Origin of the sequence: Streptomyces sp. NRRL WC-3742, assembly GCF_000720635.1 — a bacterium.
In the GTDB taxonomy this organism is placed as follows: domain Bacteria; phylum Actinomycetota; class Actinomycetes; order Streptomycetales; family Streptomycetaceae; genus Kitasatospora.
In genome coordinates this window covers 1-23,421 of sequence record NZ_JOCF01000082.1, presented here as the reverse complement: position 1 = coordinate 23,421, position 23,421 = coordinate 1, and the positions used below count along the sequence as shown (strand labels likewise).

Annotated in this window: 21 protein-coding genes; 14 read left to right on the top strand and 7 right to left on the bottom strand. The window is 73.5% G+C overall.

The features are described 5' to 3' along the window. Window positions 1-66: 66 nt before the first annotated feature. The 3 genes from IH61_RS0134030 to IH61_RS0134020 are packed head-to-tail and all read left to right on the top strand — an operon-like array spanning window position 67 to window position 1,568. On the top strand, window positions 67-984 hold the full coding sequence (locus IH61_RS0134030) for a DNA-3-methyladenine glycosylase family protein (protein ID WP_031077080.1): 918 nt from the start codon (window positions 67-69) through the stop codon (window positions 982-984). A gap of 45 nt (window positions 985-1,029) precedes the next feature. Next, window positions 1,030-1,302 (top strand): type II toxin-antitoxin system Phd/YefM family antitoxin, encoded by a 273-nt coding sequence (locus IH61_RS0134025; RefSeq protein ID WP_031077078.1) that lies wholly within the window; start codon window positions 1,030-1,032, stop codon window positions 1,300-1,302. Next, complete coding sequence (locus tag IH61_RS0134020; protein ID WP_031077076.1) at window positions 1,299-1,568, top strand: type II toxin-antitoxin system RelE family toxin; 270 nt, start codon at window positions 1,299-1,301, stop codon at window positions 1,566-1,568. The genes IH61_RS0134025 and IH61_RS0134020 overlap by 4 nt, the downstream gene beginning before the upstream one ends. Window positions 1,569-1,571: 3 nt before the next feature. Here the strand turns inward: IH61_RS0134020 and IH61_RS0134015 are convergent, their stop codons facing one another. The 3 genes from IH61_RS0134015 to IH61_RS0134005 are packed head-to-tail and all read right to left on the bottom strand — an operon-like array spanning window position 1,572 to window position 4,523. Continuing rightward, window positions 1,572-2,864, bottom strand: a complete 1,293-nt coding sequence (locus tag IH61_RS0134015; protein ID WP_031077074.1) for a coenzyme F420-0:L-glutamate ligase — start codon at window positions 2,862-2,864, stop codon at window positions 1,572-1,574. Beyond that, complete coding sequence (gene cofD, locus IH61_RS0134010) at window positions 2,861-3,871, bottom strand: 2-phospho-L-lactate transferase (protein ID WP_031077072.1); 1,011 nt, start codon at window positions 3,869-3,871, stop codon at window positions 2,861-2,863. The genes IH61_RS0134015 and cofD overlap by 4 nt, the downstream gene beginning before the upstream one ends. A 31-nt stretch (window positions 3,872-3,902) precedes the next feature. Next, on the bottom strand, window positions 3,903-4,523 hold the full coding sequence (locus tag IH61_RS0134005) for a cysteine dioxygenase (RefSeq protein ID WP_234327448.1): 621 nt from the start codon (window positions 4,521-4,523) through the stop codon (window positions 3,903-3,905). Window positions 4,524-5,147: 624 nt separating this feature from the next. On the opposite strand from IH61_RS0134005, the gene IH61_RS0134000 reads away from it, so the two are divergent. The 3 genes from IH61_RS0134000 to IH61_RS0133990 all read left to right on the top strand — a co-directional run bounded on the left by IH61_RS0134000 (window position 5,148) and on the right by IH61_RS0133990 (window position 11,305). Beyond that, window positions 5,148-5,420, top strand: a complete 273-nt coding sequence (locus tag IH61_RS0134000; protein ID WP_031077069.1) for a WhiB family transcriptional regulator — start codon at window positions 5,148-5,150, stop codon at window positions 5,418-5,420. Window positions 5,421-5,614: 194 nt separating this feature from the next. After that, the gene (locus IH61_RS0133995) at window positions 5,615-9,562 is read left to right on the top strand and encodes a glycosyltransferase family 2 protein (RefSeq protein WP_031077067.1); all 3,948 of its coding nucleotides are present in this window, start codon (window positions 5,615-5,617) and stop codon (window positions 9,560-9,562) included. 6 nt (window positions 9,563-9,568) lie between these two features. After that, entirely contained in the window at window positions 9,569-11,305 is a 1,737-nt protein-coding gene (locus IH61_RS0133990) for a DUF5719 family protein (RefSeq protein WP_234327447.1), read from the top strand. A gap of 57 nt (window positions 11,306-11,362) precedes the next feature. Here IH61_RS0133990 and IH61_RS0133985 read toward each other — a convergent pair whose 3' ends face one another. Continuing rightward, on the bottom strand, window positions 11,363-11,815 hold the full coding sequence (locus IH61_RS0133985) for a metallopeptidase family protein (RefSeq protein ID WP_031077063.1): 453 nt from the start codon (window positions 11,813-11,815) through the stop codon (window positions 11,363-11,365). Window positions 11,816-11,977: 162 nt separating this feature from the next. On the opposite strand from IH61_RS0133985, the gene IH61_RS0133980 reads away from it, so the two are divergent. From IH61_RS0133980 to ahcY, 6 genes are all read left to right on the top strand, one after another. Then, the gene (locus tag IH61_RS0133980; RefSeq protein WP_030245497.1) at window positions 11,978-12,343 is read left to right on the top strand and encodes a DUF3499 domain-containing protein; all 366 of its coding nucleotides are present in this window, start codon (window positions 11,978-11,980) and stop codon (window positions 12,341-12,343) included. Between the two features lie 139 nt (window positions 12,344-12,482). Then, window positions 12,483-13,868, top strand: coding sequence for a phosphomannomutase/phosphoglucomutase (locus IH61_RS0133975; protein ID WP_031077060.1), 1,386 nt, complete (start codon window positions 12,483-12,485; stop codon window positions 13,866-13,868). Between the two features lie 111 nt (window positions 13,869-13,979). Further along, window positions 13,980-14,162, top strand: coding sequence for a Trm112 family protein (locus IH61_RS0133970; RefSeq protein WP_031077058.1), 183 nt, complete (start codon window positions 13,980-13,982; stop codon window positions 14,160-14,162). A gap of 61 nt (window positions 14,163-14,223) precedes the next feature. After that, window positions 14,224-15,471, top strand: a complete 1,248-nt coding sequence (locus tag IH61_RS0133965; protein ID WP_031077056.1) for an SIS domain-containing protein — start codon at window positions 14,224-14,226, stop codon at window positions 15,469-15,471. A gap of 24 nt (window positions 15,472-15,495) precedes the next feature. Further along, entirely contained in the window at window positions 15,496-16,476 is a 981-nt protein-coding gene (locus IH61_RS0133960) for a cation diffusion facilitator family transporter (RefSeq protein ID WP_031077054.1), read from the top strand. Between the two features lie 324 nt (window positions 16,477-16,800). Next, window positions 16,801-18,249 carry an adenosylhomocysteinase gene (ahcY, locus tag IH61_RS0133955; RefSeq protein WP_031077053.1) on the top strand — a complete coding sequence of 483 codons (1,449 nt, stop codon included), beginning with the start codon at window positions 16,801-16,803 and terminating at the stop codon, window positions 18,247-18,249. Between the two features lie 71 nt (window positions 18,250-18,320). On the opposite strand, the gene IH61_RS0133950 is transcribed toward ahcY, so the two are convergent. Next, the gene (locus tag IH61_RS0133950; RefSeq protein ID WP_031077052.1) at window positions 18,321-19,424 is read right to left on the bottom strand and encodes a hypothetical protein; all 1,104 of its coding nucleotides are present in this window, start codon (window positions 19,422-19,424) and stop codon (window positions 18,321-18,323) included. Next, complete coding sequence (locus tag IH61_RS0133945; RefSeq protein ID WP_031077051.1) at window positions 19,421-19,936, bottom strand: SigE family RNA polymerase sigma factor; 516 nt, start codon at window positions 19,934-19,936, stop codon at window positions 19,421-19,423. Before IH61_RS0133945 ends, IH61_RS0133950 begins: the two co-directional genes overlap by 4 nt. A gap of 114 nt (window positions 19,937-20,050) precedes the next feature. On the opposite strand from IH61_RS0133945, the gene IH61_RS0133940 reads away from it, so the two are divergent. Then, window positions 20,051-20,686: a hypothetical protein gene (locus tag IH61_RS0133940; protein ID WP_031077050.1), complete on the top strand. Its 636-nt coding sequence runs from the start codon at window positions 20,051-20,053 to the stop codon at window positions 20,684-20,686. Between the two features lie 20 nt (window positions 20,687-20,706). Here the strand turns inward: IH61_RS0133940 and IH61_RS0133935 are convergent, their stop codons facing one another. Continuing rightward, on the bottom strand, window positions 20,707-21,714 hold the full coding sequence (locus IH61_RS0133935) for an RDD family protein (protein WP_031077048.1): 1,008 nt from the start codon (window positions 21,712-21,714) through the stop codon (window positions 20,707-20,709). A 318-nt stretch (window positions 21,715-22,032) separates the two neighbouring features. On the opposite strand from IH61_RS0133935, the gene IH61_RS0133930 reads away from it, so the two are divergent. Continuing rightward, window positions 22,033-23,037 (top strand): stage II sporulation protein M, encoded by a 1,005-nt coding sequence (locus tag IH61_RS0133930; RefSeq protein ID WP_031077046.1) that lies wholly within the window; start codon window positions 22,033-22,035, stop codon window positions 23,035-23,037. Window positions 23,038-23,421: the final 384 nt, after the last annotated feature.

Genomic DNA, 23,421 nt, shown 5'->3' with positions numbered 1-23,421 from the left:
TCTCGGATCACGGAGCCGGATCCCGGAGCTCGGATCCCGGAACTCGGAACTCGGCGGAGGCGCGCGGTGGCGGACGAGTCGGTACGGCGCTGGCGCCCGGGCTTCCCCCTGGACGTGGCCCGCACCCTGCTGCCCCTGCGCAGGGGCCCGGCCGACCCGTCCTACCGCTCCACCGGCGACGGCGCGATCTGGCGCACCTCCCGCACCCCGTCCGGCGTCGGCACCCTGCGGGTGCTGCCGCGCCCGGCGGAGGGCGAGGTCGAGGCCACCGCCTGGGGCCCCGGCGCGGACTGGCTGCTGGAGCGCCTGCCCGTCCTCCTCGGCGCCGAGGACCACCCGGAGGACCTGCACCTGCCCGCCGGCCCGCTGCGCGACGCCCAGCGCCGTACGGCCGGCGTCCGCCTCGCCCGTACGGGCCTGGTCCTGGAGGCGCTCGTCCCGGCGATCCTGGAGCAGAAGGTCACCACCGACGAGGCGTACCGCGCCTTCCGCACCCTGCTGCGGGACTTCGGCACCCCGGCCCCCGGCCCGGCGGAGGGCATGCGGGTCGCGCCCTCGGCCCGCGAGTGGGCGATGATCCCCAGCTGGGAGTGGCACCGCGCGGGGGTCGACCCCAAGCGCTCGGCGACGGTGATGCGCGCCGTCCGCCTGGCCCCGCGCCTGGAGGAGGCGTCCACGATGGGCCACGAGCAGGCGTTCGCCCGCCTGACCGCCGTCCCGGGCATCGGCCTGTGGACGGCGGCCGAGACCCTCCAGCGCAGCAACGGCGACCCCGACGCCGTCTCCGTCGGCGACTTCCACCTCCCCAACCTCGTCGGCTGGGCCCTGGCCGGCCGCCCCCGCAGCGACGACGCCCAGATGCTCGCCCTCCTCGAGCCCTACCGCCCCCACCGCCACCGCGTCTGCCGCCTCCTGATGGCCACCGGCGCCCGCGCCCCCCGCTACGGGCCCCGCCTCACCCCCAACGACCACCGCCACCGCTGAGCGGAGTTCCCGCATGGTGTACGCATGGGTGTGTACGCTTATGGCATGGCTGACGCAATGAACATCCGTGAAGCCCGTGCCCACCTCGCTGAGGTCATCAGCCGGGCGGAGGCCGGTGAGATCACCGTGATCACGCGCAAGGGCGAGCGTGTTGGGGCCGTCGTGCCGATAGAGGTCCTCGACGCCATCGAGGATGCAGAGGACGAACTCCTTGCCCGAGAAGCTGAGAAGCATCGGAACGAGCCGACTGTGAGCATGGCAGAACTGTTGGCGGACCTGTTCGGGGAGCCGTCGGGGTCCACAGGGAGCGCCGCGTGAAGTATGCGTTCCGATTCACCGCAAACGCCAAGCGGCAACTGCGTGGCATCAGCCAGGCCGACGCCCTGAAAATTCTCGCCGCGCTCGCCCGGCTCGGCGACGACCCCTACGTTGACGGTCCAGATGTCAAGAAGCTGGTGGGCCACGTGGGCCTCTATCGGCTCCGCATCGGCGTCTACCGACTGGCGTACGAGATTCACGACGACGTGCTGGTGATCGTCGTCGTGAAGGTGGGTAAGCGGGGCGGGTTCTACCGCGATTTCTGATCCCTACCGCACCTCGATGAAGGGGTCGGCGGTGCGGGCCGGGCGGGGCTTCGGCGCCTCGGACGGGCGGCCGACGGCGACGGCGCCCATCGGGTCCCAGCTCTCCGGGAGGTCGAGGGCTTCGCGGACGGTGTCGCGGCAGAACATGGTGGAGGAGACCCAGGCGGAGCCGTAGCCCTCGCCCGTCAGGGCGACGAGGAGGTTCTGGACGGCGGCGCCGGCGGCGACGGTGAACATCTCCCGCTCCGCCGTGGCGCGGCGGGGGTCCGGGTAGGTGTGGGAGCCGTCCATCACCAGGCAGGGGACGACCAGGTAGGGCGCGTGGCGCAGGACGTCGCCGCGGGCGGTGCGGCGGGCGATGCGGGCCTCGTCCCAGCCGTCGAGGTCGCGCAGGTCGCGGCGCCAGGCGTCGAGCATGGCGTCGAGCAACTGCACGCGCCGCGAGGCGGATTCGAGCAGGACGAAGCGCCAGGGCGTGGTGTGGTGCGGGGCGGGCGCGGTGACGGCGGCGGCCACCGCCCGTCGGACGGCGGCCGGGTCGACGGGCTCGTCGGTGAAGGCGCGGACGGTGCGCCGCAGGGTGACGGCCTCGCGCAGGGCCTCGGAGGTGCCGAGGCGGAACATGTCGTCGACGGCGGGCCGCACCAGCGGCCGGGCGCCCTGGCCGTCCTCGGCGGTGACGAGGTGGCCGAGCCCGCGCACGACGGCGACGGGCACGCCGGTGGCCTTGCCCTTCACCAGGTCGGCGGCGGCGGCGAGTTCGTCGGCGGTGGCGGTGACGGTGAGGACGAGTTCGGTGCCGTGGCTGTCGGTGCGCCCCCGGTGGTCCTCCAGGACGGAGAGCCCGGCGGCGCCGATGGCGACGTCGGTGAGCCCGTTGCGCCAGGGCCGTCCGAAGGTGTCGGTGACGACGACGGCGAGCCGGCGGCCGGTGAGCCGCTGGAGTCCGGCGCGCAGGGCGCGCGCCGAGGCGTCCGGGTCCTCGGGGAGCAGCAGCACGGTGCCGGGGGCGGTGTTGGAGGCGTCGACGCCGGCGGCGGCCATGACGAAGCCGTTGCGGTTCTCGACGATCCGGGCCCGCCCGCGCCGGGCGACGACGCGGACGGTCTCGGCGTCGATCGCGGCCTCGCGGTCCTCGGCCCGCAGCAGCCGCCCCTCCGCCTTGCTGACGATCTTCGAGGTGACGAGCAGGACGTCGCCGTCCTCGTAGGTGCCGGCCTTGGCCAGCAGCGCGGCGAGGTCGGCGCCCGCCTCGATCTCCGGGAGGCCCTCGACTCCCAGGATCCGTACGGTCATCGGCGCACCTGCTCGGCCAGCGCGAGCGCGGCCCGGGCCATCTCGGCGGTGGTCCCGACATCGGTCATCAGCAGCGGGACGGCCCGGCAGGCGATGCCCCCGGCCTCGACGGCGGCCACGGACGCCTCGTCCGCGGTGTCGACGAGCCAGCCGTCGATCACGCCCGCCCGTCGCCCACCGCCACCCTCGCTCGAGCTGCTTCGCAGCGCTGCCCTGCTGCCGTAGTTCAGCGCGACCGCCTCCGCCGTGGCCTCGACGCCGACGGCGGCGAGCACCTTGTCGGCCATGCCGCGCACCGGCGCCCCGCCGATGATCGGGGAGAGCCCGACGACGGGCGCGGGTGCGGCGGCCACGGCCTCCCGGATGCCGGGGACGGCGAGGATGGTGCCGATCGAGACGACGGGGTTGGACGGCGGGAAGAGGATGACGTCGGCCTCGGCGATGGCGTCGAGCACGCCGGGCGCGGGCTTGGCGGTGTCGGCGCCGACCGGGACGATCGCCTCGGCGTCGACGGAGGCGTGCAGCCGGACCCAGTACTCCTGGAAGTGGATCGCCCGGGTGCCCTGCTCGTCGGTGATGCGCACATGGGTCTCGACCCGGTCGTCGCTCATCGGCAGCAGCCGCACGCCGGGCTTCCAGCGCACGCACAGCGCCTCGGTGACCTGGCTGAGGGTGTAGCCGGCGCCCAGCATCTGGCTGCGGACGAGGTGGGTGGCGAAGTCGCGGTCGCCGAGCCCGAACCACTCGGGGCCGACGCCGTACTCCTTCATCTCGGCCTTGATGGACCAGGTCTCGTCGCGGCGGCCCCAGCCCTGTTCCTCGTGGATGCCGTCGCCGAGGGTGTACATCACGGTGTCGAGGTCGGGGCAGACCTTGAGGCCGTAGAGGTGGATGTCGTCCCCGGTGTTGCCGATGACGGTGATCTCGTCCTGCGGTCCGACCGCCGCGAGGAGTCCGCGCAGGAAGCGCGCCCCGCCGATCCCGCCTGCCAGTGCCACGATGCGCATGGGGGCCATCCTGCCACGCCCGGACGCCTCGTCAGTGGGCGTCCGGCTGCGCCAGCGACTGCTGTTCGACGGCCGCGGTTCCGTACTGGTTCATCTCGGTCAGACCGGGCGTGTACAGGTGGACGGAGACGGCGGGTTCGAGGGTGCCGTTGACGACCTCGTGCAGGTATCCGGGGGAGAAGACCCGGCGCCCGCCGGGCCGCAGGGTCCGCTCGTCCTCGCCGGCGTGGGTGAGGGAGCGTTCGATCAGCTCGCCCTGGACGACGGCCATCACGCCGGAGGAGTCGCCGTGGTCGTGGAAGCCGCTGCTCTGGCCGGGCAGCCAGCTGAGCAGCCAGACCTCGTACCCGGGGCCGGTCTCCAGCCGGGCGTACCAGCGGGTGAGGGCGTCGTAGCGCACCAGCGGCTCCCAGCGGGCGCGGTCGGCGGCGATCTCGCGCACCAGCCGGGCGTACTCGGCGACGGTGGTGGGGTGCCGGGGCAGGTCGGTGCGGGCGAGGTGCGGGAAGGCGAGCGGGTCGCCGGCGATGGAGACGTCGCTCAGGCCGTCCGCCCAACGCGGCGTGCTTGTCCGACGAATGCTGTGGGGGAGGCCCAGGCGGGCGAGCTTGTTGCGGTCGCGGTTCCGCTTGCGGATGCGGATCATACGCACGGGAGTGGTCCTCGGAGGTGGCGGCTGGTTCGGCGGGGAGCAGCCGGCTCCGGGATGTCCTGGGGCGGGAGATCGCGGGCGGCCTCTGTGCTTCCTGGAGAAGGCGGCGCGCGGTGGGACGCGGGCGCCTAGATACAGGGACAGAGGCGACAACAGGAGTTCACGGCACGGCGGAGGGTGGAACCGCTCCGGGGGCTGGCGAACTCTGACATAGGGGAAAGGAGACCGCATCCGCAGGGCGGTGTCAAACCGGCGAGGTGCGGCATTCGGGGGATTCGGTCCGGATCTTTCCTGGATGGGGTGATTCATCACCCTCTATGTTTCGATGGGAAGATCGCCGGGAAGGCAGGCCGATGACCGACCCGTGATCGTGACTGTGCGTCACTCGCGACGGGTTGTTGACGGTTCGATCCCGTTCGAGTCTTTCGGGACAAAGGTCCCATGTGTCCAAATATGCACACTATTCGTAACAGCTTGGTGCCAGGGAGTGAATCCGGGCCCCAATACCAGAGCTCGGCTTGACTGAGCCAGAGTGACGCAACTGTAATTTCACTCGTGTCGTCAGCCGCACGAGGCAACGGCAACCACGGGGACGCCAAGGTAGGGGCAGAGGAGGCGCGCCACATGAGCGAGCTCTTTGAGCTGTTGATCGGTGACGGCATCGCGGAGGAAGAGGAGGAACTCGGCTGGCAGGAGCGCGCGTTGTGCGCCCAGACCGACCCCGAGTCCTTCTTTCCCGAGAAGGGCGGCTCCACCCGCGAGGCCAAGAAGGTATGCCTCGCGTGCGAGGTTCGCTCCGATTGCCTGGAGTACGCCCTCGCCAATGACGAGCGCTTCGGCATCTGGGGCGGTCTCTCGGAGCGCGAGCGCCGTCGGCTCAAGAAGAGCGCTGTCTGAGCGTCCGGCTGAGCATTCGTCCGTACGAGCGCCTCACCGTGACGGTGGGGCGCTTTCGTGCGCCGGGCCCCGCTCCTCCATGACCTCCGCACGGACACCCCGCACGTGACGGCCATCCGGAGCCGTTAGTGTGGTGCGCCATCCGGTTGCCGTTCACCGGCTGTGTCCACCGAGAACTGGGGCCCGCGCACTCGATGACCGTCTACAGCCAGAGCGGATTCACCGCCTCCCGGCCGCCCGCCTACCCGCGCCACCTGGTCACCGCCGTGATCGTCTCGCACGACGGCGCCCGCTGGCTGCCGCAGGCCCTCGCGGGCCTGCTCGGCCAGGACCGGCAGGTCCAGCGCGTCCTCGCGGTCGACACCGGCTCCACCGACGACTCCCCGCAACTGCTTGCCGACACCCTGGCCGACTGGCTGCCGGAGAGCGGCCCGATCGTCCTCGGCCGCCGGGCGGGCTTCGGCACCGCCGTCGGCGAGGCCGTCTTCAACAGCCCGCCGCTGCGCCCCGAGGACCTCCCGTACCGGCTCGACCCCTCCGGCTACGACCCGGTCACCGGCGGCTGGGACGACTTCGGCGACCCGCTCGCCCAGGAGGACGTCCTCGGCCGCGGCGGCCCGCGCGAGACCCAGCCCGTCGAGTGGCTCTGGCTGCTGCACGACGACTGCGAACCGCAGACCGACGCCCTGCGCCGCCTCCTCCAGGTCGCCGACTCCACCCCCAGCGCCGCCGTCATCGGCCCCAAGCTGCGCAGCTGGTACGACCGGCGCCAGCTCCTCGAGGTCGGCGTGACGATCGCCCGCTCCGGCCGCCGCTGGACCGGGCTCGACCGCCGCGAGCAGGACCAGGGCCAGCACGACCAGGTCCGCCCGGTCCTCGCCGTCTCCACCGCCGGCATGCTGGTGCGCCGGGACGTCTTCGAGGAACTCGGCGGCTTCGACAAGGCCCTCCCGCTGATGCGGGACGACACCGACTTCTGCTGGCGCGTCAACGCCGCCGGCCACCGCGTCGTCGTCGCCCCCGACGCCGTGCTGCGGCACGCCGAGGCCGCCAGCCGCGAGCGCCGCGCGATCGACTGCGGCCCCACCCACCCGCACCGGGTGGACAAGGCCGGCGCCGTCTACACCCTGCTCGCCAACAGCAGGGGCGCGCTGTTCCCGTACGTCCTGCTGCGCCTGATCCTCGGCACGCTGGTGCGGGCCGTCGCCAGCCTGCTCGGCAAGGACCCGCGCCAGGCGATGGACGAGCTCGCCGGCCTCGGTCACGAACTCGTGCGCCTGCCACGGCTGTTGGTCGCCCGCAAGCGCCGCGCCCGGACGAGGGCGGCCGACGCCCTGGACGACCGCTCGCTCTTCCCCGCCCCCGGCGCCACCACCCGGCTGGCCGTCGAGGGCGTCGTCTCCTCGCTCGGCATAGGGGGCAGCGACGACACCGGCAGCCGGCACGGCACCGCCGAGGCGGGCGGCGACGACGACTCCGAGGACCTGGTCGTCGAGCAGTTCGCCCTGATCAAGAAGCTCGCCCGGCGCCCGGCCCCCGTGCTGTTCGCCGCCCTGCTGGTGTTCGCCCTCGTCGCCTGCCGCAGCCTGCTCGGCGGCGGCACGCTCCTCGGCGGCGCCCTGCTGCCCGCCGCGGACGGCGCGAGCGGCCTCTGGTCGATGTACGCGGACGCCTGGCACCCCGTCGGCACCGGCTCCACCGCCGCCGCGCCGCCGTACCTGGGTGTCCTCGCAGTGCTCGGCTGGGGGCTGTTCGGCCACGCCGACCTCGCCCTCACCCTGCTCTTCCTGCTGACCGTCCCGCTCGCCGCCGTCAGCGCCTACCTGGTGTCCCGGCCGCTGCTGGACTCCAAGCTGGTGCGTGCCTGGGCCAGCGCCACCTACGCGCTGCTGCCCGCCGCCACCGGCGCCCTCGCCCAGGGCCGGATCGGCACCGCCGTCCTCGCTGTGCTGCTGCCGCCGCTGGCCCGCGCCGCCGCCATCGCCGCCGGCCTCGGCATCCGCCAGGAGAGCGCGGCCAAGGGCGCCCGGCCCGGCTGGCGGCCGGTCTGGATGACCGTCCTCTTCCTCACCCTGGCCACCGCCTTCGTCCCGCTGACCTGGGCGCTCGCCGTGCCGCTGTGCCTGGCGACGCTCGTCGTCGCGGTGCTGCGCGGCGGGGCCTTCGGCTCCGGCGGTACGGCGCTGCGGCTGCTGGGCCTGCGCGTCGCGGTGATCCTCGCCGTGCCCGTCGCCGTCCTGGCCCCCTGGTCGCTCAGGGTCCTCTCGCACCCGACCTGGCTGCTGCTGGAGGCCGGACTTCCCGGCCTGCACGGCGCCGGGGCGGGCGCCGCGGGCCTGCTGCTGGTCAACCCCGGTGGCGCCGGGGTGCCGCCGGTGTGGCTCTCCGCCGGTGTCGTCCTCGCCGCGCTCGCCGCGCTGCTGCGCGCCGACCGCCGCCGCGCGGTGCTCGCCGCCTGGGGCGGGGCCGGCGCGGGCCTGGTCTTCGCCGTCGCCGTCGCGGGCACCTCCGTCACCCCGGCCTCCGGCGGCCCGGCCGTGCCCGCCTGGGCCGGCCCCGCCACGCTGATCGCCGGGATCGCCCTGCTCGCCGCCGCCGCCATCGGCGCGGACGGCGCCAACGCCCGCGTCGCCGGGATCGCCTTCGGCTGGCGCCAGCCCGTCGCCGCCCTCGTGGTGGCCACCGCCGTGCTGGCCCCGCTGGGCACCGGCGTCTGGTGGGCGATCACCGGCGCGGGCGGTCCGCTGCACCGCGGCCAGTCCGACCAGGTGCCCGCCTTCATCGCCGAGGAGGCCGGCACCACCGACCGGGCCCGCACCCTCGTCGTCACCGGGGAGAAGGGCGGCGGCGCCGTCCGCTACACCGTGCTGCGCGGCGCCGGCCTGACCCTCGGCCAGGCCGAGTCCACCGTCGACCCGGCCACCGGCACCCAGGACGGCCTCAACGCGATGGTCGGCAGCCTGCTGGCCGGCTCCGGAGCCGACCAGGCCGGGGCCCTGTCCGGCTACGGCATCGGCTACGTGCTCGTCGAGCAGCCCGTGATCGACACCTACAAGGACGTCCTGGACACCACCCCCGGCCTGGTCAAGGCCAACCAGGACACCGGCTCCGCGCTCTGGCAGGTCACCGGCACCCCGGCCGTCCGCGCGGTGATCACCGCCCCGGGCGCCAACCCGGTGGTCGTCCCCTCCGGCGCCCGCGACCTCTCCACCACCGTCCCCGCGGGGGCGGAGGGCCGGGTGCTGCGCCTGGCCGAGAGCGCCGCCCCCGAGTGGAAGGCCACCGTGGACGGCACCGCCCTGGAGTCCGTCACCGTGGACGGCTGGGCGCAGGGCTTCAAGCTCCCGGCCGCCGGCGGCAAGCTCAGCGTCACCCGCGAGGGCAGCCTCGCCCACACCGGCTGGATCTGGGCCCAGGTGCTGCTCGGCCTCACCATCCTGGTGCTGGCCCTGCCCGGGCGCCGCAGCCACAAGGACGACGACCTCCCCGAGGACGTCGTGGCCGCGGCCGCCCTGGCCGCCGCCGCCGAGAAGCAGGCCCCCGCCCCCGGCAGCCGCCGGGCCCGCCGGATGGCCGAGCGCGGCGAGGGCGGCGAGGAGGGCGCCGAGGACCCCGGCGTGTACGACGGCCGGCCGGGCGCCGTCCCGGCCCAGCCCTCCGGCGAGCCCGTCACCGGGGCCGTCCAGGCGGCCGCCGCCGCCCAGGAGGCGGAGCAGTACGCCGACCCGTACCAGACGTACCAGCAGGCCGACCCGTACAGCTACGACCAGTACGGCCAGCAGCCGGCGGCCGCGCCCTACGGCGGCCAGGGCTACGAGCAGTACGACCAGCAGTACGACCAGCAGGGCTACCAGCAGCAGGGGTACGACCAGCAGCAGTACGGCTACGACCAGAACTACGACCAGTACGGCCGGCAGCAGGGCTACCAACAGGGCCATGAGCAACAGGGCCATGAGCAGCAGGGCCACGGCCAACAGGGCCACGACCAGCAGGGCCACGACCAGCAGGGCTACGAGCAGCAGCAACAGCCCTGGCTGCCGGGGCAGCAGCAGTCCGAGCCCTACTACGACCCGAACGACCCACACGGCACCGGCCACTCTCCCGGGAACTACCGGCCGCACCAGCACGGATCGGGGAGCTGACCCGCGATGAAGAAGCCCGCATTCCGGAAGAAGTCCGCGCCCGAGGCCGGCGGCGCCGCCGAGCCGCAGGAGCCGCAGGGCCCGTACGAGCCGTACGAGCCGGCAGGGGCCGGACCGGCCCCCGCCGGGGCGAGCCGGTTCGCCGGTGGCGCCAGGACCACCCAGTCGCTGCTGGCCGCGGCCGTGGTGCTCGCCGCCGTGTTCGGGATCGCCGAGGCGCGCCCGCCCGCGGCCCCGGCCAAGGCCGACGCCGTCGCGCCGACCACCGCCCAGGTCGAGCGGACCACGGCGGTCTGCCCGCAGCCGTTCCAGGGCCTGACCGGCTCGACCACCCTCACCGCCTACAGCCCGCCCGGCACCGGCTCCGCCACCGGCGGCACCGGCTGGCTCTCCGACGCCGCCGCCCCGGCCGCGCCCGCCGCGACCCCGACGGCCGGGGCCACGCCCCCCGCCACGCCGCCGGCCGCCCCGGCGGGGACCCCGGCCCCGACGGCCTCGGGCACCCCGGCAGCGGCCCCCGGCAAGAACGCCGCGCCCGCCGACGCCCGGCTCACCCTCGCCAAGCCCGGCACCCCGGTCTCCGTGCCCGCCGCCAACGGCGACGGCGCCCCCGGCGCCGGGGCCGTCGCCACCGGCGCGCTCGCGCCCGGCTTCACCGTCACCCAGACCACCGTCGTCACCGAGCAGCGCGGCCTGGGCATGTCCGGCCTCACCTGCACCCCGGCCGGTACGAGCTTCTGGTTCGCCGGCGCCAGCACCGCGGGGGACCGGGTCGACTACGTCAGCCTGGTCAACACCGAGTCCACCGCCGCCGTCGTCGACCTCAAGCTGTACGGCGACAAGGGCCTGATCGACAACGACGCCGCCAACGGCCTCACCGTGGCCCCCGGCAGCTCCCAGTCGATCCTGCTGCCCACCCTCAGCAAGGGCGCCGTCACCGACCTCGCCGTGCACGTGGTCGTCCGCTCCGGCCGGGTCGGCGCCGCCCTGCACGCCGCGGACGGCAGCAAGGGCACCGACTGGATCCCCGCCTCGGCCGACCCCGCGCCCACCCAGGTGATGCCGGGCCTGCCCGCCGACACCACCTCCGCCCGCCTGGTCGTCTGGGCCCCGCCGGAGGACGACGCCGACCTCAAGATCCAGCTCTCCGGCAAGAACGGCTGGTTCACCCCGGCCGGGAACGAGTCGATCCACGTCAAGGCGGGCCAGGTCGCCGCCGTCGACCTCGGCAAGGTCACCCGCGACGAGGTCGCGGGCCTGCGACTGTCGCCCAGCGACGACAAGCACGCCACCCCGATCGTGGCGGGCCTGCGCGTCGACCGCGCCGGCGCCGGAGGCAAGAGCGACGCGGCCTGGCTCACCGGCGCCGCCCCGGTCGGCGCCCGGGCCACCGTCGCCGACAACCGGGCCGGAGTCTCCACGCTCTTCCTGACCTCCGCCGGCGACGCCGCCACCGTCAAGGTCACCGCCTCGGCGGGCAGCGGCGGCGGCACCCCGGCGACCAAGGAGGTCCAGATCCCGGCCGGCGGCACCGTCGCCATCCCCGCGCCCGAGCCCGCCGGGCTCAACGGCGCCTTCGCGCTCACCGTGGAGACGGCCTCCGGCGGCCCGGTGGTCGCCGCCCGGATGCTCGCGATCCCCGCCAAGGACGTGCCGATGTTCACCGTCCAGTCCCTGCGCGACGACCGAAGCACCGTCAAGGTCCCGCAGGCCGCCCAGGACCCGGGCGTCGTCCTGCGCTGACCGGCACGCGAAGGGGCGGGCACCCGACTCGGGTGCCCGCCCCTTTCGCGTGACGGCCTATTCTTCGTCGTAGCGCGGGTCGATCGCGTCCGGCGACAGCCCCAGCAGCTCGGCGACCTGCTCGATCAGGATCTCGTGCACCAGCGCCGCCCGGTCCTCCCGGGTCTTCGCCCGGATCTCCACCGGCCGCCGGTAGACGACGATCTGGCTCTTCTGCCCCTGACCGCCCGACGAGACCCGCCCCAGCGGCACCCCGTCCTCCGCGTCGGCGGCGTCCGGCTCGTGCAGCGGCACCTCCTGGACGGCGAACTCGACCTCGATCAACTGCGGCCACCGCCGCTCCAGCCGTTCCACCGACTCGCGCACGTAGTCGTCGAACAGTTCGGAACGAGTGAGGGAGATCGGCACCTGGGGCGGCGCCAGCGGACCGCGCAGCCCCCTGCCGTGGCGGTCGCGGTGCCGCGGGCGGCGCGAGGGCCCTGTCGATGGCTGCGGTGCGGAGCTGTCCATATCACTGCCGAGCGTAGTCCTTGGACGGACGGAAGTGGACCACTCCGACCGGGAAACGCCAGGGGTGGGGGCGCGTGCCGCGGCGCGCGGAGGACGACACGGGACACCCTCCCGACAGGCGGTCTTCGCGCCCCGGCAAGGAGTGCGGTACCGTCCACCCTCGTGAGCTCTGTACGTCGTTGTTCGCGGACCGCGTGCGGCCGGCCGGCCGTCGCGACGCTGACGTACGTCTACGCGGACTCCACCGCCGTGCTGGGCCCGCTCGCCACCTACGCCGAGCCCCACTGCTACGACCTGTGCGCCGAGCACGCCGAGCGCCTCACCGCTCCGCGCGGCTGGGAGGTCGTCCGGCTCGCCGCCGAGGCCGGCCCGCTGCGCCGCAGCAGCGACGACCTGGAAGCCCTGGCCAACGCCGTCCGCGAGGCCGCCCGCCCGCAGACCCCCCGTCAGGGCCGCGCCCCCGAGGGCGAGTCCACCGAGGCCGGCCGAAGAGGCCACCTGAGGGTCCTGCGCTCGCCCGACAACTGACGGCCGGCGCGTCACGGACCGTTCGCCCGGCACAGGTACGCTGCCGGTGCTACCGCCACCGCGGCTTGTCGACATTCAGCGGCCGGTGGCCCTTCGTGACCGACCACACCGACCACTACAGAGACCAGGTGGAGCCGCAGTGCGCGACCTCAAGCAGCTCGTGAAGGCGTACGACGTCCGGGGCGTCGTCCCGGACCAGTGGGACGAGAGCCTGTCCCGGGCTTTCGGCGCCGCGTTCGTGCAGGTCACCGGAGCGAGCGCGATCGTGGTCGGCCACGACATGCGCCCCTCCTCCCCCTCGCTCAGCCTGGCCTTCGCCGAGGGCGCGGCCGCGTACGGCGCCGACGTGGTGCAGATCGGCCTCTGCTCCACCGACCAGCTCTACTACGCCAGCGGCAAGCTCGACCTGCCCGGCGCGATGTTCACCGCCAGCCACAACCCGGCGCAGTACAACGGCATCAAGCTCTGCCGCGCCGGCGCCGCCCCGGTCGGCCAGGACACGGGCCTGTCCGAGATCCGCGAGCTCGTCGAGTCCTGGACGGCCGAGGACGACACCGTCACCGTCCCCGCCAAGGACGTGAAGCCCGGCGTGCTCACCGAGCAGGACACCCTGCGCGGCTACGCCGACCACCTCCTCGGCCTGGTCGACCTCACCGCCATCCGCCCGCTCAAGGTCGTGGTCGACGCGGGCAACGGCATGGGCGGCCACACCGTGCCGACCGTCTTCGACGGCCTGCCGATCGAGCTCGTCCCCATGTACTTCGAGCTGGACGGCACCTTCCCCAACCACGAGGCCAACCCGCTCGACCCGAAGAACATCGTCGACCTCCAGGCCAAGGTCCGCGAGGTCGGCGCCGACGTGGGCCTCGCCTTCGACGGCGACGCCGACCGCTGCTTCGTCGTCGACGAGCGCGGCGAGCCCGTCTCCCCGTCCGCGATCACCGCCCTGGTCGCCGCCCGCGAGATCGCCCGCGCCAAGGCGGCCGGCGAGGCCGAGCCGACGATCATCCACAACCTGATCACCTCCTGGACCGTCCCCGAGGTGGTCCGCGAGCTCGGCGGCAACCCGGTGCGCACCCGCGTCGGCCACTCCTTCATCAAGCAGGAGATGGCCGTCACCGACGCCGTCTTCGGCGGCGAGCACTCCGCCCACTACTACTTCCGCGACTTCTGGCGCGCCGACACCGGCATGCTCGCCGCGCTGCACGTGCTGGCCGCGCTCGGCGGGCAGGAGGGCACCCTCTCCGCGCTCACCGCCGAGTACGACCGCTACGCCGCCTCCGGCGAGATCAACAGCACCGTCGCCGACCAGGCCGCCAGCACCGCCGCCGTCCGCTCCTCCTACGGCAACCTGGAGGGCACCACCGTCGACGAGCTGGACGGCCTCACCGTGGCCGGCCCCGACTGGTGGTTCAACCTGCGCGCCTCCAACACCGAGCCGCTGCTGCGCCTGAACGTCGAGGCCAAGGACCCGGCGAAGATGGCCGAACTGCGCGACGGCGTGCTCGCCATCGTCCGGGGCTGACCCCCGTACCGCCCGAGCCCCGCGCCTGACGGAGGCCCGCGGTGCCCCGGCCGGTAGGGTTGCCTATCGGCCGGGGCACCGCCGTGCCGCCCCCGAACTCTGGAGAGCACCGTGAAGCTCGAATCCTTCCTGCTGGAGATCCTGGTCTGCCCGCAGTGCCGGTCCGCGCTCGCCGAGGGCGGCACCGAGGAGCACCCCGAACTGCTCTGCACCGGCACCGACTGCGGCCTCGCGTACCCGGTCCGCGACGGCATCCCCGTCCTCCTGGTGGACGAGGCCCGCCGCCAGGGCTGACCCCGGCCCTCACCCTTCCCCGCGCTCCCAGGACAGCCGCCCGGACCCGGAGGCCAGCCGCATGCTCGACGACACCCTGCTCGACGACCCGGCCGCCCTCCAGCGTGCCGACCGCGACCGCTCCCTGCTCGCCCTGGCCGGCGCCGGCGCCCGCGTGCGCACCGCCCTGCGCGAGGCCGCCGCGGCCGGCCTGGACCGGCTCGACCCGGACGGCCGCCCCCGCGCCGTCCTCGTCGCCGGCCACGGCAGCGCCCTGACCGCCGGTGAGATCCTCGCCGCGCTCGCCGGCAGCGCCAGCCTGGTCGTCCCCCTGCCGCCGACCGAGGCGTCCGCCCCGCGCGCCGACCGCTCCGGCGCCCGGCCCGCCTTCACCGCCGGGCTCGGCTGGCAGCTGCCCGGCTGGGTCGGCCCCCTGGACCTGCTGGTGATCAGCTCGGCGGACGGCGGCGAGACGGGTCTGATCGGCCTCGCCGAGCAGGCGTACGCCCGCGGCTGCTCCCTCGTCGTCACCGCCCCGCCCGGCAGCCCGCTGGCCGGGGCCGCGCTCCAGGTCCGGGCCCTGCCGCTGCCGTACGTCACCGCCGCGCAGCCCGACGAGGACCGGCCCGTCGTGGCCGCCGAACCCGACCTCCCGGCCGAGGACCCGGCCGCGCTCTGGTCCCACCTCACCCCGCTGCTCGCGCTCGCCCAGAAGATCGGGCTCACCCAGCTGCCGTACGACGCCCTGCCCGCCGTCGCCGACCTGCTGGACGCCACCGCCGTCCGCTGCCGCCCGGACGCCGCCGCGTACACCAACCCCGCCAAGGGCCTGGCCGCGCGCCTGGCCGGAACCGTCCCGCTGCTGTGGGCCGAGGGTCCGATCGCCGACGCCGCCGCCACCCGCTTCGCCGCCCAGCTCGCCGAGCGGGCCGGCCGCCCGGCGCTGGCCGGGGCGCTGCCGCAGGTGCTCACCGCCCACCGGGGCATGTTCATCGGTCAGTTGGGCGCCGGCGCCGACCCGGACGACTTCTTCCGTGACCGCGTCGACGAGCCCGACCCGCTGCACCTCCAGGTCCTGCTGCTGCGCCACGTCCCCGCCCCGGCCGGGGCGACGGGGGAGGAGGACGACGGCCCGGCGGAGGTGCCCGAGGACGACGAGCGCCCGCGCAGCTTCGGCGCCGGCCGCGCCCACCGCCTCGCCGCCGCCCACGACGTCCGCCTCACCGAGTACGCCAGCACCCGGCCGGACCAGCTCCACGCACTGGCCGACCTCGTCGCGCTCACCGACTTCGCCGCCGTGTACCTCGGCCTTGCCGCGGCGCAGTCCTGAGCGTGGTGCCGATAAATTGTCGGCATGAGTACTGAGGGTGGGACGAAAGCACTGGTGGCGGCCCTGTCCGCGAACCTGGCGATCGCGGCGGCCAAGTTCACGGCGTTCGGCTTCACCGGGTCGTCCTCGATGCTCGCCGAGGGCGTGCACTCGGTGGCCGACTCCGGCAACCAGGTGCTGCTGCTGATCGGCGGCAAGCGGGCGCGCCGGGCGGCGGACGAGGAGCACCCGTTCGGGTACGGCCGCGAGCGCTACGTGTACGGCTTTCTGGTGGCCATCGTCCTGTTCAGCGTCGGTGGCCTCTTCGCGGTCTACGAGGGCTGGCACAAGATCACCCACCCCGAGAAGCTGGACGCCTGGGGCTGGGCCGTCGGCGTGCTGCTCTTCGCCATCGTCATGGAGGGCTGGTCCTTCCGCACCGCCGTGCAGGAATCCGTGAAGGCCAAGGGCAGCCGGAGCTGGACGCAGTTCATCCGTACGGCCAAGGCGCCCGAGCTGCCCGTGGTGCTGCTGGAGGACACCGGCGCGCTCATCGGCCTGGTGCTCGCGCTGTTCGGCGTCTCGCTCACCGTCATCACCGGCGACGGCGTCTGGGACGGCGTCGGAACCCTCTGCATCGGCGTGCTGCTGGTGCTGATCGCCGTGGTGCTCGCCCTGGAGACCAAGTCGCTGCTGCTCGGCGAGTCCGCCGACCGGGACTCGGTGGCGCGGATCCGCACCGCGCTCGTGGACGGCGAGACCGTCACCGGAGTGATCCACATGCGCACCCTGCACCTCGGCCCCGAGGAACTGCTGGTCGCCGCGAAGATCGCCGTCAACGCCGAGGACAGCGCCGCCCGGGTGGCGCGGGCCATCGACGCGGCGGAGGAGAGGGTCCGCCACGCGGTGCCCATCGCCCGGGCGATCTACCTGGAACCGGACGTGTACAGCGCCGAGAAGGCCGCCGCCGGAGAGGACCCGGCGGCCACCCCGGGCGGCCCCGGGCCAGGGGCGGACGGCCACTGAGCACCGGCCGGACACCGGCGGGCGGGTGATCATCCGTCCGGCCGAATTCGGTCATCCGGGAACGCCCGGCGCGGCCTGCGTGTAGATTCGTCACCAGAGCCAAGACGTCGCTGCTGATGGCGGTCGATCGGCGGTCCGCGCCCGTAGGGTGTGCGCCGGTCGAGGGAGAGAGGTCCTCCGACGGTTTGTGCCGCGTGGCAGGGAGCCGACCCGTACCCCGGGGACGGCCGCCCGGGCGCGTCCGTGCACCCGCACGGGCCGTCGTGCCGCGCAGCACACCCGGACCTTTGGCCGTTCCCCACCCCATCAGCGAGGAGCAGACGCATGTCGACCGACATCACCGGTGACTTCAAGGTCGCCGACCTTTCCCTGGCGCCGTTCGGCCGCAAGGAGATCCAGCTGGCCGAGCACGAGATGCCCGGTCTCATGTCCATCCGTGCCGAGTACGCCGCCTCGCAGCCCCTGGCCGGCGCCCGCATCACCGGCTCGCTGCACATGACCATCCAGACCGCCGTGCTGATCGAGACCCTGACGGCTCTCGGCGCCGAGGTCCGCTGGTGCTCCTGCAACATCTTCTCCACCCAGGACCACGCCGCCGCCGCCATCGCGGTCGGCCCGGAGGGCACCCCGGAGAACCCGCAGGGCGTCCCGGTCTTCGCCTGGAAGGGCGAGACGCTGGAGGAGTACTGGTGGTGCACCGAGCAGGCCCTGACCTGGCCTGACGGCAAGACCCCGAACATGATCCTCGACGACGGCGGCGACGCCACCCTCCTGATCCACAAGGGCGTCGAGTTCGAGAAGGCCGGCGCCGCGCCGGACCCGTCCACCGCGGACAACGACGAGTTCCGGATCATCCTCGAGCTGCTGAACCGCACGCTCAAGGACACCCCGAACAAGTGGACCGAGGTCGCCTCCACGATCAAGGGCGTGACGGAGGAGACCACCACCGGTGTCCACCGCCTGTACGAGATGCACCGTGACGGCCAGCTGCTGTTCCCGGCCATCAACGTCAACGACTCGGTCACCAAGTCGAAGTTCGACAACAAGTACGGCTGCCGCCACTCGCTCATCGACGGCATCAACCGCGCCACCGACGTCCTGATCGGCGGCAAGGTCGCGGTCGTCTGCGGCTACGGCGACGTCGGCAAGGGCTGCGCGGAGTCGCTGCGCGGCCAGGGCGCCCGCGTCATCGTCACCGAGATCGACCCGATCTGCGCGCTCCAGGCCGCGATGGACGGCTACCAGGTCACCACCCTGGACGAGGTCGTCGAGATCGCCGACATCTTCATCACCACCACGGGCAACAAGGACATCATCATGGCCTCCCACATGGCCCGGATGAAGCACCAGGCCATCGTGGGCAACATCGGCCACTTCGACAACGAGATCGACATGGCCGGCCTGGCCCAGCTCGACGGCGTCGTGAAGACCGAGGTCAAGCCGCAGGTCCACGAGTGGCGCAAGGCCGACGGCCGCACCATCATCGTCCTCTCCGAGGGCCGCCTGCTGAACCTGGGCAACGCGACCGGCCACCCGTCCTTCGTGATGTCCAACTCCTTCGCGAACCAGACGATCGCCCAGATCGAGCTGTTCACGAAGACCGAGCAGTACCCGATCGGCGTCTACGTGCTGCCGAAGCACCTGGACGAGAAGGTCGCCCGCCTCCACCTGGACGCGCTGGGCGTCAAGCTCACCACCCTGAGCCAGGACCAGGCCGACTACATCGGCGTCCCGGTCGAGGGCCCGTACAAGGCGGAGCAGTACCGCTACTGACGCGGTGACACGTCCGGTGGCCGGCACCCCCTCGCACAGGGGGTGCCGGCCACCGGCGTTTCCCACGGGACCTACGGGACGATCACGTCGGTGGTCCAGGTGCTCGGGTCCACGCCGAGGGGATCGGTGTGGGCGAGCAGCCAGGGCAGGCCCCCGAGCGCCTCCAGGGTGGGGGGCACGGCGGTGTCGGCGGTGACGGAGACCCGCACGCCGTTGCGCGTGGTTTTCAGTGACGGGTTCGGGTTGATGTAGGGGGAGCCGTCCGTTCCGGTCGGCGTCGGGTCCGGGCCGACGTCGGGGTGCAGGTTCACCGAGATCTCCTTGCCGTCGACCTGGAAGCCCATCCACAGGCCCCAGGCGGCGGCGGAGTCCCGGTCCGGTCGGGAGAGGGAGACGCTGTCGGGCTTGAGGGTCGCCGGCAGGCTCGTGAAGCGTACGGGCAGCGGGACGGCGAAGTGGCCGAAGGTGACGCCCGAGGCGATCCTGTGGAGGACCTCCTCGGTGATGTCTCCCGGATTGCCGCCGTAGCCCTCCAGTTGGGCCCAGCGGCCCGAGGCGGTCAGCCAGCGCAGCTCGGACCGGTTGGTCGTGGTCCCGTTCGGCGCGGCCCAGTAGGCCGTCGCCCCGTTGACCGGCTCGGCCTCCGACCTGATGAGCTTGCGGTTGCCGGGGGCGAGCATCGGGGGTTCCTCACCGGCCGCGTACATCGAGAGCGTGAGGTTCGGCTGGCCCGGGCCGTTGGTACGGACTTCGGCGATGTTGCCGGGGGGGTAGGCAGAGCCGGGGGAGCGGGGGCCGCCGGCCTGGTAGCCGACGGCCTTCTCCCCGCCGACGGCCCAGGCGGGCAGCCAGCCGAAACGGAAGTCGACGGCCAGCGGGTCGGGGCCGTCCGCGAGCGGGGGCCGAACGGTGACCGGGGAAGGAAGGACGGTGGCCGGAGCGTCGTCGGCGGGGAGGAGGCTGTTGGAGCCCTTCCCCGGCGAGACCAGCGCGGTGGTCGCCACCACCACGGCGGTGACGGCGGCGGCCGCGCCGATCAGCATCCCCCTGCGACGGCGAAGCCGGGTGGTGCCCTCCGCGATGGAGCGGGCGGGGTCGATCTGCTGCGGCGGGGCGGCCTCGTCGGCGAGGGCCGTCAGGCGGGCGGTCAGGTCCTGGTGTCCTTCGGTGGTCATGGCGTCCTCTCGGCGGCGACGGGACGGGGAGTGAGGGTGCCCCGCAGGGCGTCCAGGGCGCGGGAGCTCTGGCTCTTGACGTTGCCGGAGGAGCAGCCCAGGGCTTCGGCGGCCTGCTCGATGGTCAGGTCGCAGTAGTACCGGAGCACCACCGCGGCCCGTTGGCGGGGCGGGAGGGCCGCGAGGGCCCGGCGCAGGTCGAGGGCGGCGTCCAGGTCGACGTCGCGGGCCACCGCCGCGTCGGGGTCGGTCGCCGAGCGGATGGTCCGGCGCCACCACGGGGAGCGCTGTTCGGCCAGGAACGTGTTCACCAGGATTCGGCGCGTGTAGCCGTCCAGGTTCTCGACCCGCGAGGCTCTCGACCAGTTCACGTACAGCTTGGTGATCGTCTCCTGGACCAGGTCGTCGGCCCGGTGCCAGTCCCCGCACAGCAGATAGGCGACCCTGCGCAACCAGCCGCTCCTGGAAGCCACGTACTCCGTGAACTCCTCGGCGGGTGTCTGCTTCGCCATCCGCACCCCCTCTCGTCGATGACGGCGGCGGCACCGCCTCGGTGCCGTCCACCCCCCTAATGCACGGACGGCCGGGGAACGTTGCACGCGAATTGCGCACGTAGGCTTTCGGGCATGCCCAACGGCCGGTACTCGCTGCACGACACCCACGACCACGAGCTCCTCGGCGAGGAGCGGTTCAGCTGCGCGCCCGGCGCGGCCGGCTGGCGGTACGTCTCCAAGACCTACGCCCCCGACGGCCGGGTGATCGGGAGCCTCGACCTCACGCTGGACTCGCGGGCCCGCCCGCTGAGGATGGAGCTGCGGGCGGGCGGCTGGCAGGTGCGCGGCGGGGCGGTGGACGGGGTGGCGTGGGTCCGTACCGACGCGGCGGACCCGGGCGGCGCCCAGGCGGCGGAGGGGTACGACCGGGCGCACGCCTTCACCGGGCGTTCGCCGGGTTTCCTGGTCGCCACCGCGCGGCTGTTGCGGCTGGAGGAGGGGGCGAGCGCGCGGGTGCGGCTGGTGGCGTTCACCGAGCCCGTGCTGGCGCCGCGCACGCTCGACCAGGGGTGGCTGCTGGAGGGCGTGGACCGGCACGAGACGGACTCGGGGCCGCTGACGGTGGAGCGGTACCAGGTGGCGGACCTGGCCACGGGGGAGCAGCAGGTCGTCCACCTGGCGGGGGACGTGGTGCTGGCGGCGGCGGGGGTCGAGCTGGAGGAGCTGGCCTCGCCGCCGAACGCCTGGCCGGCGCAGTTCGGGGAGTAGGTCCGCTTCTCGGGCGGGCCTCAGGCGGGAGGGGCGAAGCCGCTGTCGGGGGTCGGCGGGGCGGCGGGCTTCTCCAGGGAGAGGGGCGCGGCCGGCGCGGGCGCGGCGGCAGGTGCGGCCGGGGCCGGGGCCGCCGGGATGCCGAGGACGCGGACGGGCCGGTCGTCCCAGACGGAATTCGGTACGGGGGTGGCCTGCGCCTGGGCCTGGGCCTGCGCCTGGGCTGCGTACGCGGCGTGGGCGGCCTGCGCGGCGCGCCACTGCCGTTCCTGGGCCCGTGTCCACTCCCGTCGCTGGCGCTCGGTGAGCACAGCGCCCAGGTACGCCGCGGGGTGCAGCCCGTGCGGCACGGCGAGGCCCGTGCGGCCGGCCAGGTCGGTGGCCAGCCTCTCGGACATCCGCTGGGTCATCGCGGGGTCCAACTGTCCTATGCGGCTGAGAAGTTGGCGGATCGCCAGCCAGAGCGGCTCCGGCACGGCGGAGAGGTCCATCGCGACGAGCTCGCGGCCCATGCTCTGCAGCAGCTGCGGGTGCACCGGTGGCAGCGGGGCGGTCGCACCGCCGCCGGACGCGGCGCGCTCGCGGACGACGACCGTCCCGGCGAAGACGTCGCCGAGCCGCTTGCCGTCCAGCCGCACGGCGGAGGTGATCACGGCCGGGCAGCCGACGAAGGTGATCAGCTCGAAGAACCCGACGCCCGCGCGCACCAGGGAGTACCGGAACCGGACCGGCCCGCCGTCGGTGCGCACCACCCGCAGGCCGAGGGCGGCCTTTCCGAGCGAGCGTCCGTGGGTGAGGGTCTCGACGATCACGGGCACGGCGACCAGGAAGAACACCATCAGGCCGAGTGAGACCGCCGCCACCGCCGCCCGGTCGATGTCGATCAGGGCGATGCTCAGCACGAGCGTGGTCACGATCAGCGCGGCGAACTCCAGCAGCAGATCGATGATGATCGCCAGGGCCCTGCTCGGGAGCTTCGCCGTCTGCAGGTCGAGGACGACGGCCTCACCCGTCACCAGGTCGCTCAAGACACTCGTCCGTTCACGTTCATGGAGCCGTACGGCCCCCGCATGGAGCCCGCCTCGTGGAGGCGGACCGGTGGGAGGGCGCTGCGGACGCGAGGCGGTGCCGGTAGCGGGTCGGCCCCCAACGACCCGTTGATCGCAATCCCTCCGCATTCTGATCCGCAGCCGCAAACATACGGCTCCGGGCGGTCGCACGGGAAGTGAGATCCCGGCGACCACGGCGTCGGAGGTGCCTGGCATGCTGGGCCGCGCTTGTCCGTACGTACCCGCCTGCCCGAGCGCGAGCCGCCCCGAGCGCCTCGCCCACCCTGGAGCCGCCGAATGGACCTGGACGTCTTCGTCGTTACCCACCAGGGGGAGTGGGCCCGGCTGGACGCCCTCGCCCGCAGGCGCCGCCTCTCCGGCGAGGAGGCGGACGAGCTGGTGACGCTGTACCAGCGGGCCACCGGCCATCTGGCCAAGGTCCAGGCCGCCGCGCCCGACCCGGCTCTGGTGGCCAGGCTCACGGGCCTGGTGTCGCGCGGCCGGGCTGCGGTGACCGGCTCCCGCACCAACGGGTGGCAGGACGTCGCCCGCTACTACACGGTGAGCTTCCCGGCCGCGCTGTACCGCTCCCGCCGCTGGTGGCTGCCGATCGCGATCGTCTCGTTCGCGCTCAGCGCCCTGATCGCCTGGTGGCTGGCGGCCCACCCCGAGGTGCTCCGCAGCCTCGCCTCCCCGGACGAGCTGCGGGAGATGACCCGCCCCGGTGGGGAGTACGAGGCGTACTACTCGGACCGGCCGGCCAGTTCCTTCGCCGCGCAGGTCTGGACGAACAACGCCTGGATCGCCGTGGAGTGCCTGATCTTCGGGATCGCGTTCGGCCTCCCGGTGATCTACGTCCTGTGGTCCAACGTGCTCAACCTGGGCGTCGGCATCGGGCTGATGGCCTCCGCCGGCCGGCTCGACATCTTCCTCGGCCTGCTCATCCCGCACGGCCTGCTGGAGCTGACGGCCGTCTTCGTCGCCGCGGGCCTGGGCATGCGCCTGGGCTGGACCATCATCGACCCCGGTCCGCAGACCCGCGGCGTCGCCCTGGCCGAACAGGGCCGGGCCATCGTCGGCATGGCGATGGGCCTCGCGACGGTGCTCGCGATCTCCGGTGTCCTCGAAGCCTTCGTGACCCCGTCCGGCCTTCCCACCTGGGCCCGCATCTCCATCGGCGTCGCCGCGGAGGTGGCTTTCCTCCTCTACGCCCTGGTGCTGGGACGGAAGGCCGCCGCGAGCGGGGAAATCGGCGATCTGGACGCGGCCGATCGGGCGGACCTGCAGCCCGTCGCCGCCTGAGCCGATGTGATCGACAGGCCCCTGACCTGGTACTCTTCTCGCATCCCAGCCAAACCATTGACGTGGTAGGGGTGGGCTAGTAGGTTTGAACGGTTGGGAGCGACTGGACAACGGTCGCCCCGGGCGTTAGTGTCTACGACACCGCCGAAATCGGGCAGGTGCATTTCACGGAATGCACGCCCCGGATGAAGCAAATCCCGCGGACAGAGCACACCGAAAGCTTTGATAAGCTTCGGAGCGAAGTTCGAAGGAAATCCCCCCAGCGGGAATCGGATGAATGAAACTCCGGAAAACGGAGCGGAAAACATCTGGTAAGCTGGAAACACGAAAGAACGAAGCGCCCGGAGGGCCCGCTGGAAGGCGGCTCGAAGGAAGCGTCCGTTC

Excerpts from the sequence above, each read along its gene's own strand:
- ahcY (WP_031077053.1), top strand. The coding sequence starts at position 16,801 with ATGTCGACCGACATCACCGGTGACTTCAAGGTCGCCGACCTTTCCCTG.
- IH61_RS0133945 (WP_031077051.1), bottom strand. The coding sequence starts at position 19,936 with ATGGCGAAGCAGACACCCGCCGAGGAGTTCACGGAGTACGTGGCTTCC.
- IH61_RS0134000 (WP_031077069.1), top strand. The coding sequence starts at position 5,148 with ATGAGCGAGCTCTTTGAGCTGTTGATCGGTGACGGCATCGCGGAGGAA.
- IH61_RS0133995 (WP_031077067.1), top strand. The coding sequence starts at position 5,615 with ATGACCGTCTACAGCCAGAGCGGATTCACCGCCTCCCGGCCGCCCGCC.
- IH61_RS0133965 (WP_031077056.1), top strand. The coding sequence starts at position 14,224 with ATGCTCGACGACACCCTGCTCGACGACCCGGCCGCCCTCCAGCGTGCC.
- IH61_RS0134025 (WP_031077078.1), top strand. The coding sequence starts at position 1,030 with ATGGCTGACGCAATGAACATCCGTGAAGCCCGTGCCCACCTCGCTGAG.
- cofD (WP_031077072.1), bottom strand. The coding sequence starts at position 3,871 with ATGCGCATCGTGGCACTGGCAGGCGGGATCGGCGGGGCGCGCTTCCTG.
- IH61_RS0133950 (WP_031077052.1), bottom strand. The coding sequence starts at position 19,424 with ATGACCACCGAAGGACACCAGGACCTGACCGCCCGCCTGACGGCCCTC.
- IH61_RS0133960 (WP_031077054.1), top strand. The coding sequence starts at position 15,496 with ATGAGTACTGAGGGTGGGACGAAAGCACTGGTGGCGGCCCTGTCCGCG.
- IH61_RS0133940 (WP_031077050.1), top strand. The coding sequence starts at position 20,051 with ATGCCCAACGGCCGGTACTCGCTGCACGACACCCACGACCACGAGCTC.
- IH61_RS0134015 (WP_031077074.1), bottom strand. The coding sequence starts at position 2,864 with ATGACCGTACGGATCCTGGGAGTCGAGGGCCTCCCGGAGATCGAGGCG.
- IH61_RS0133930 (WP_031077046.1), top strand. The coding sequence starts at position 22,033 with ATGGACCTGGACGTCTTCGTCGTTACCCACCAGGGGGAGTGGGCCCGG.
- IH61_RS0133985 (WP_031077063.1), bottom strand. The coding sequence starts at position 11,815 with ATGGACAGCTCCGCACCGCAGCCATCGACAGGGCCCTCGCGCCGCCCG.
- IH61_RS0133990 (WP_234327447.1), top strand. The coding sequence starts at position 9,569 with ATGAAGAAGCCCGCATTCCGGAAGAAGTCCGCGCCCGAGGCCGGCGGC.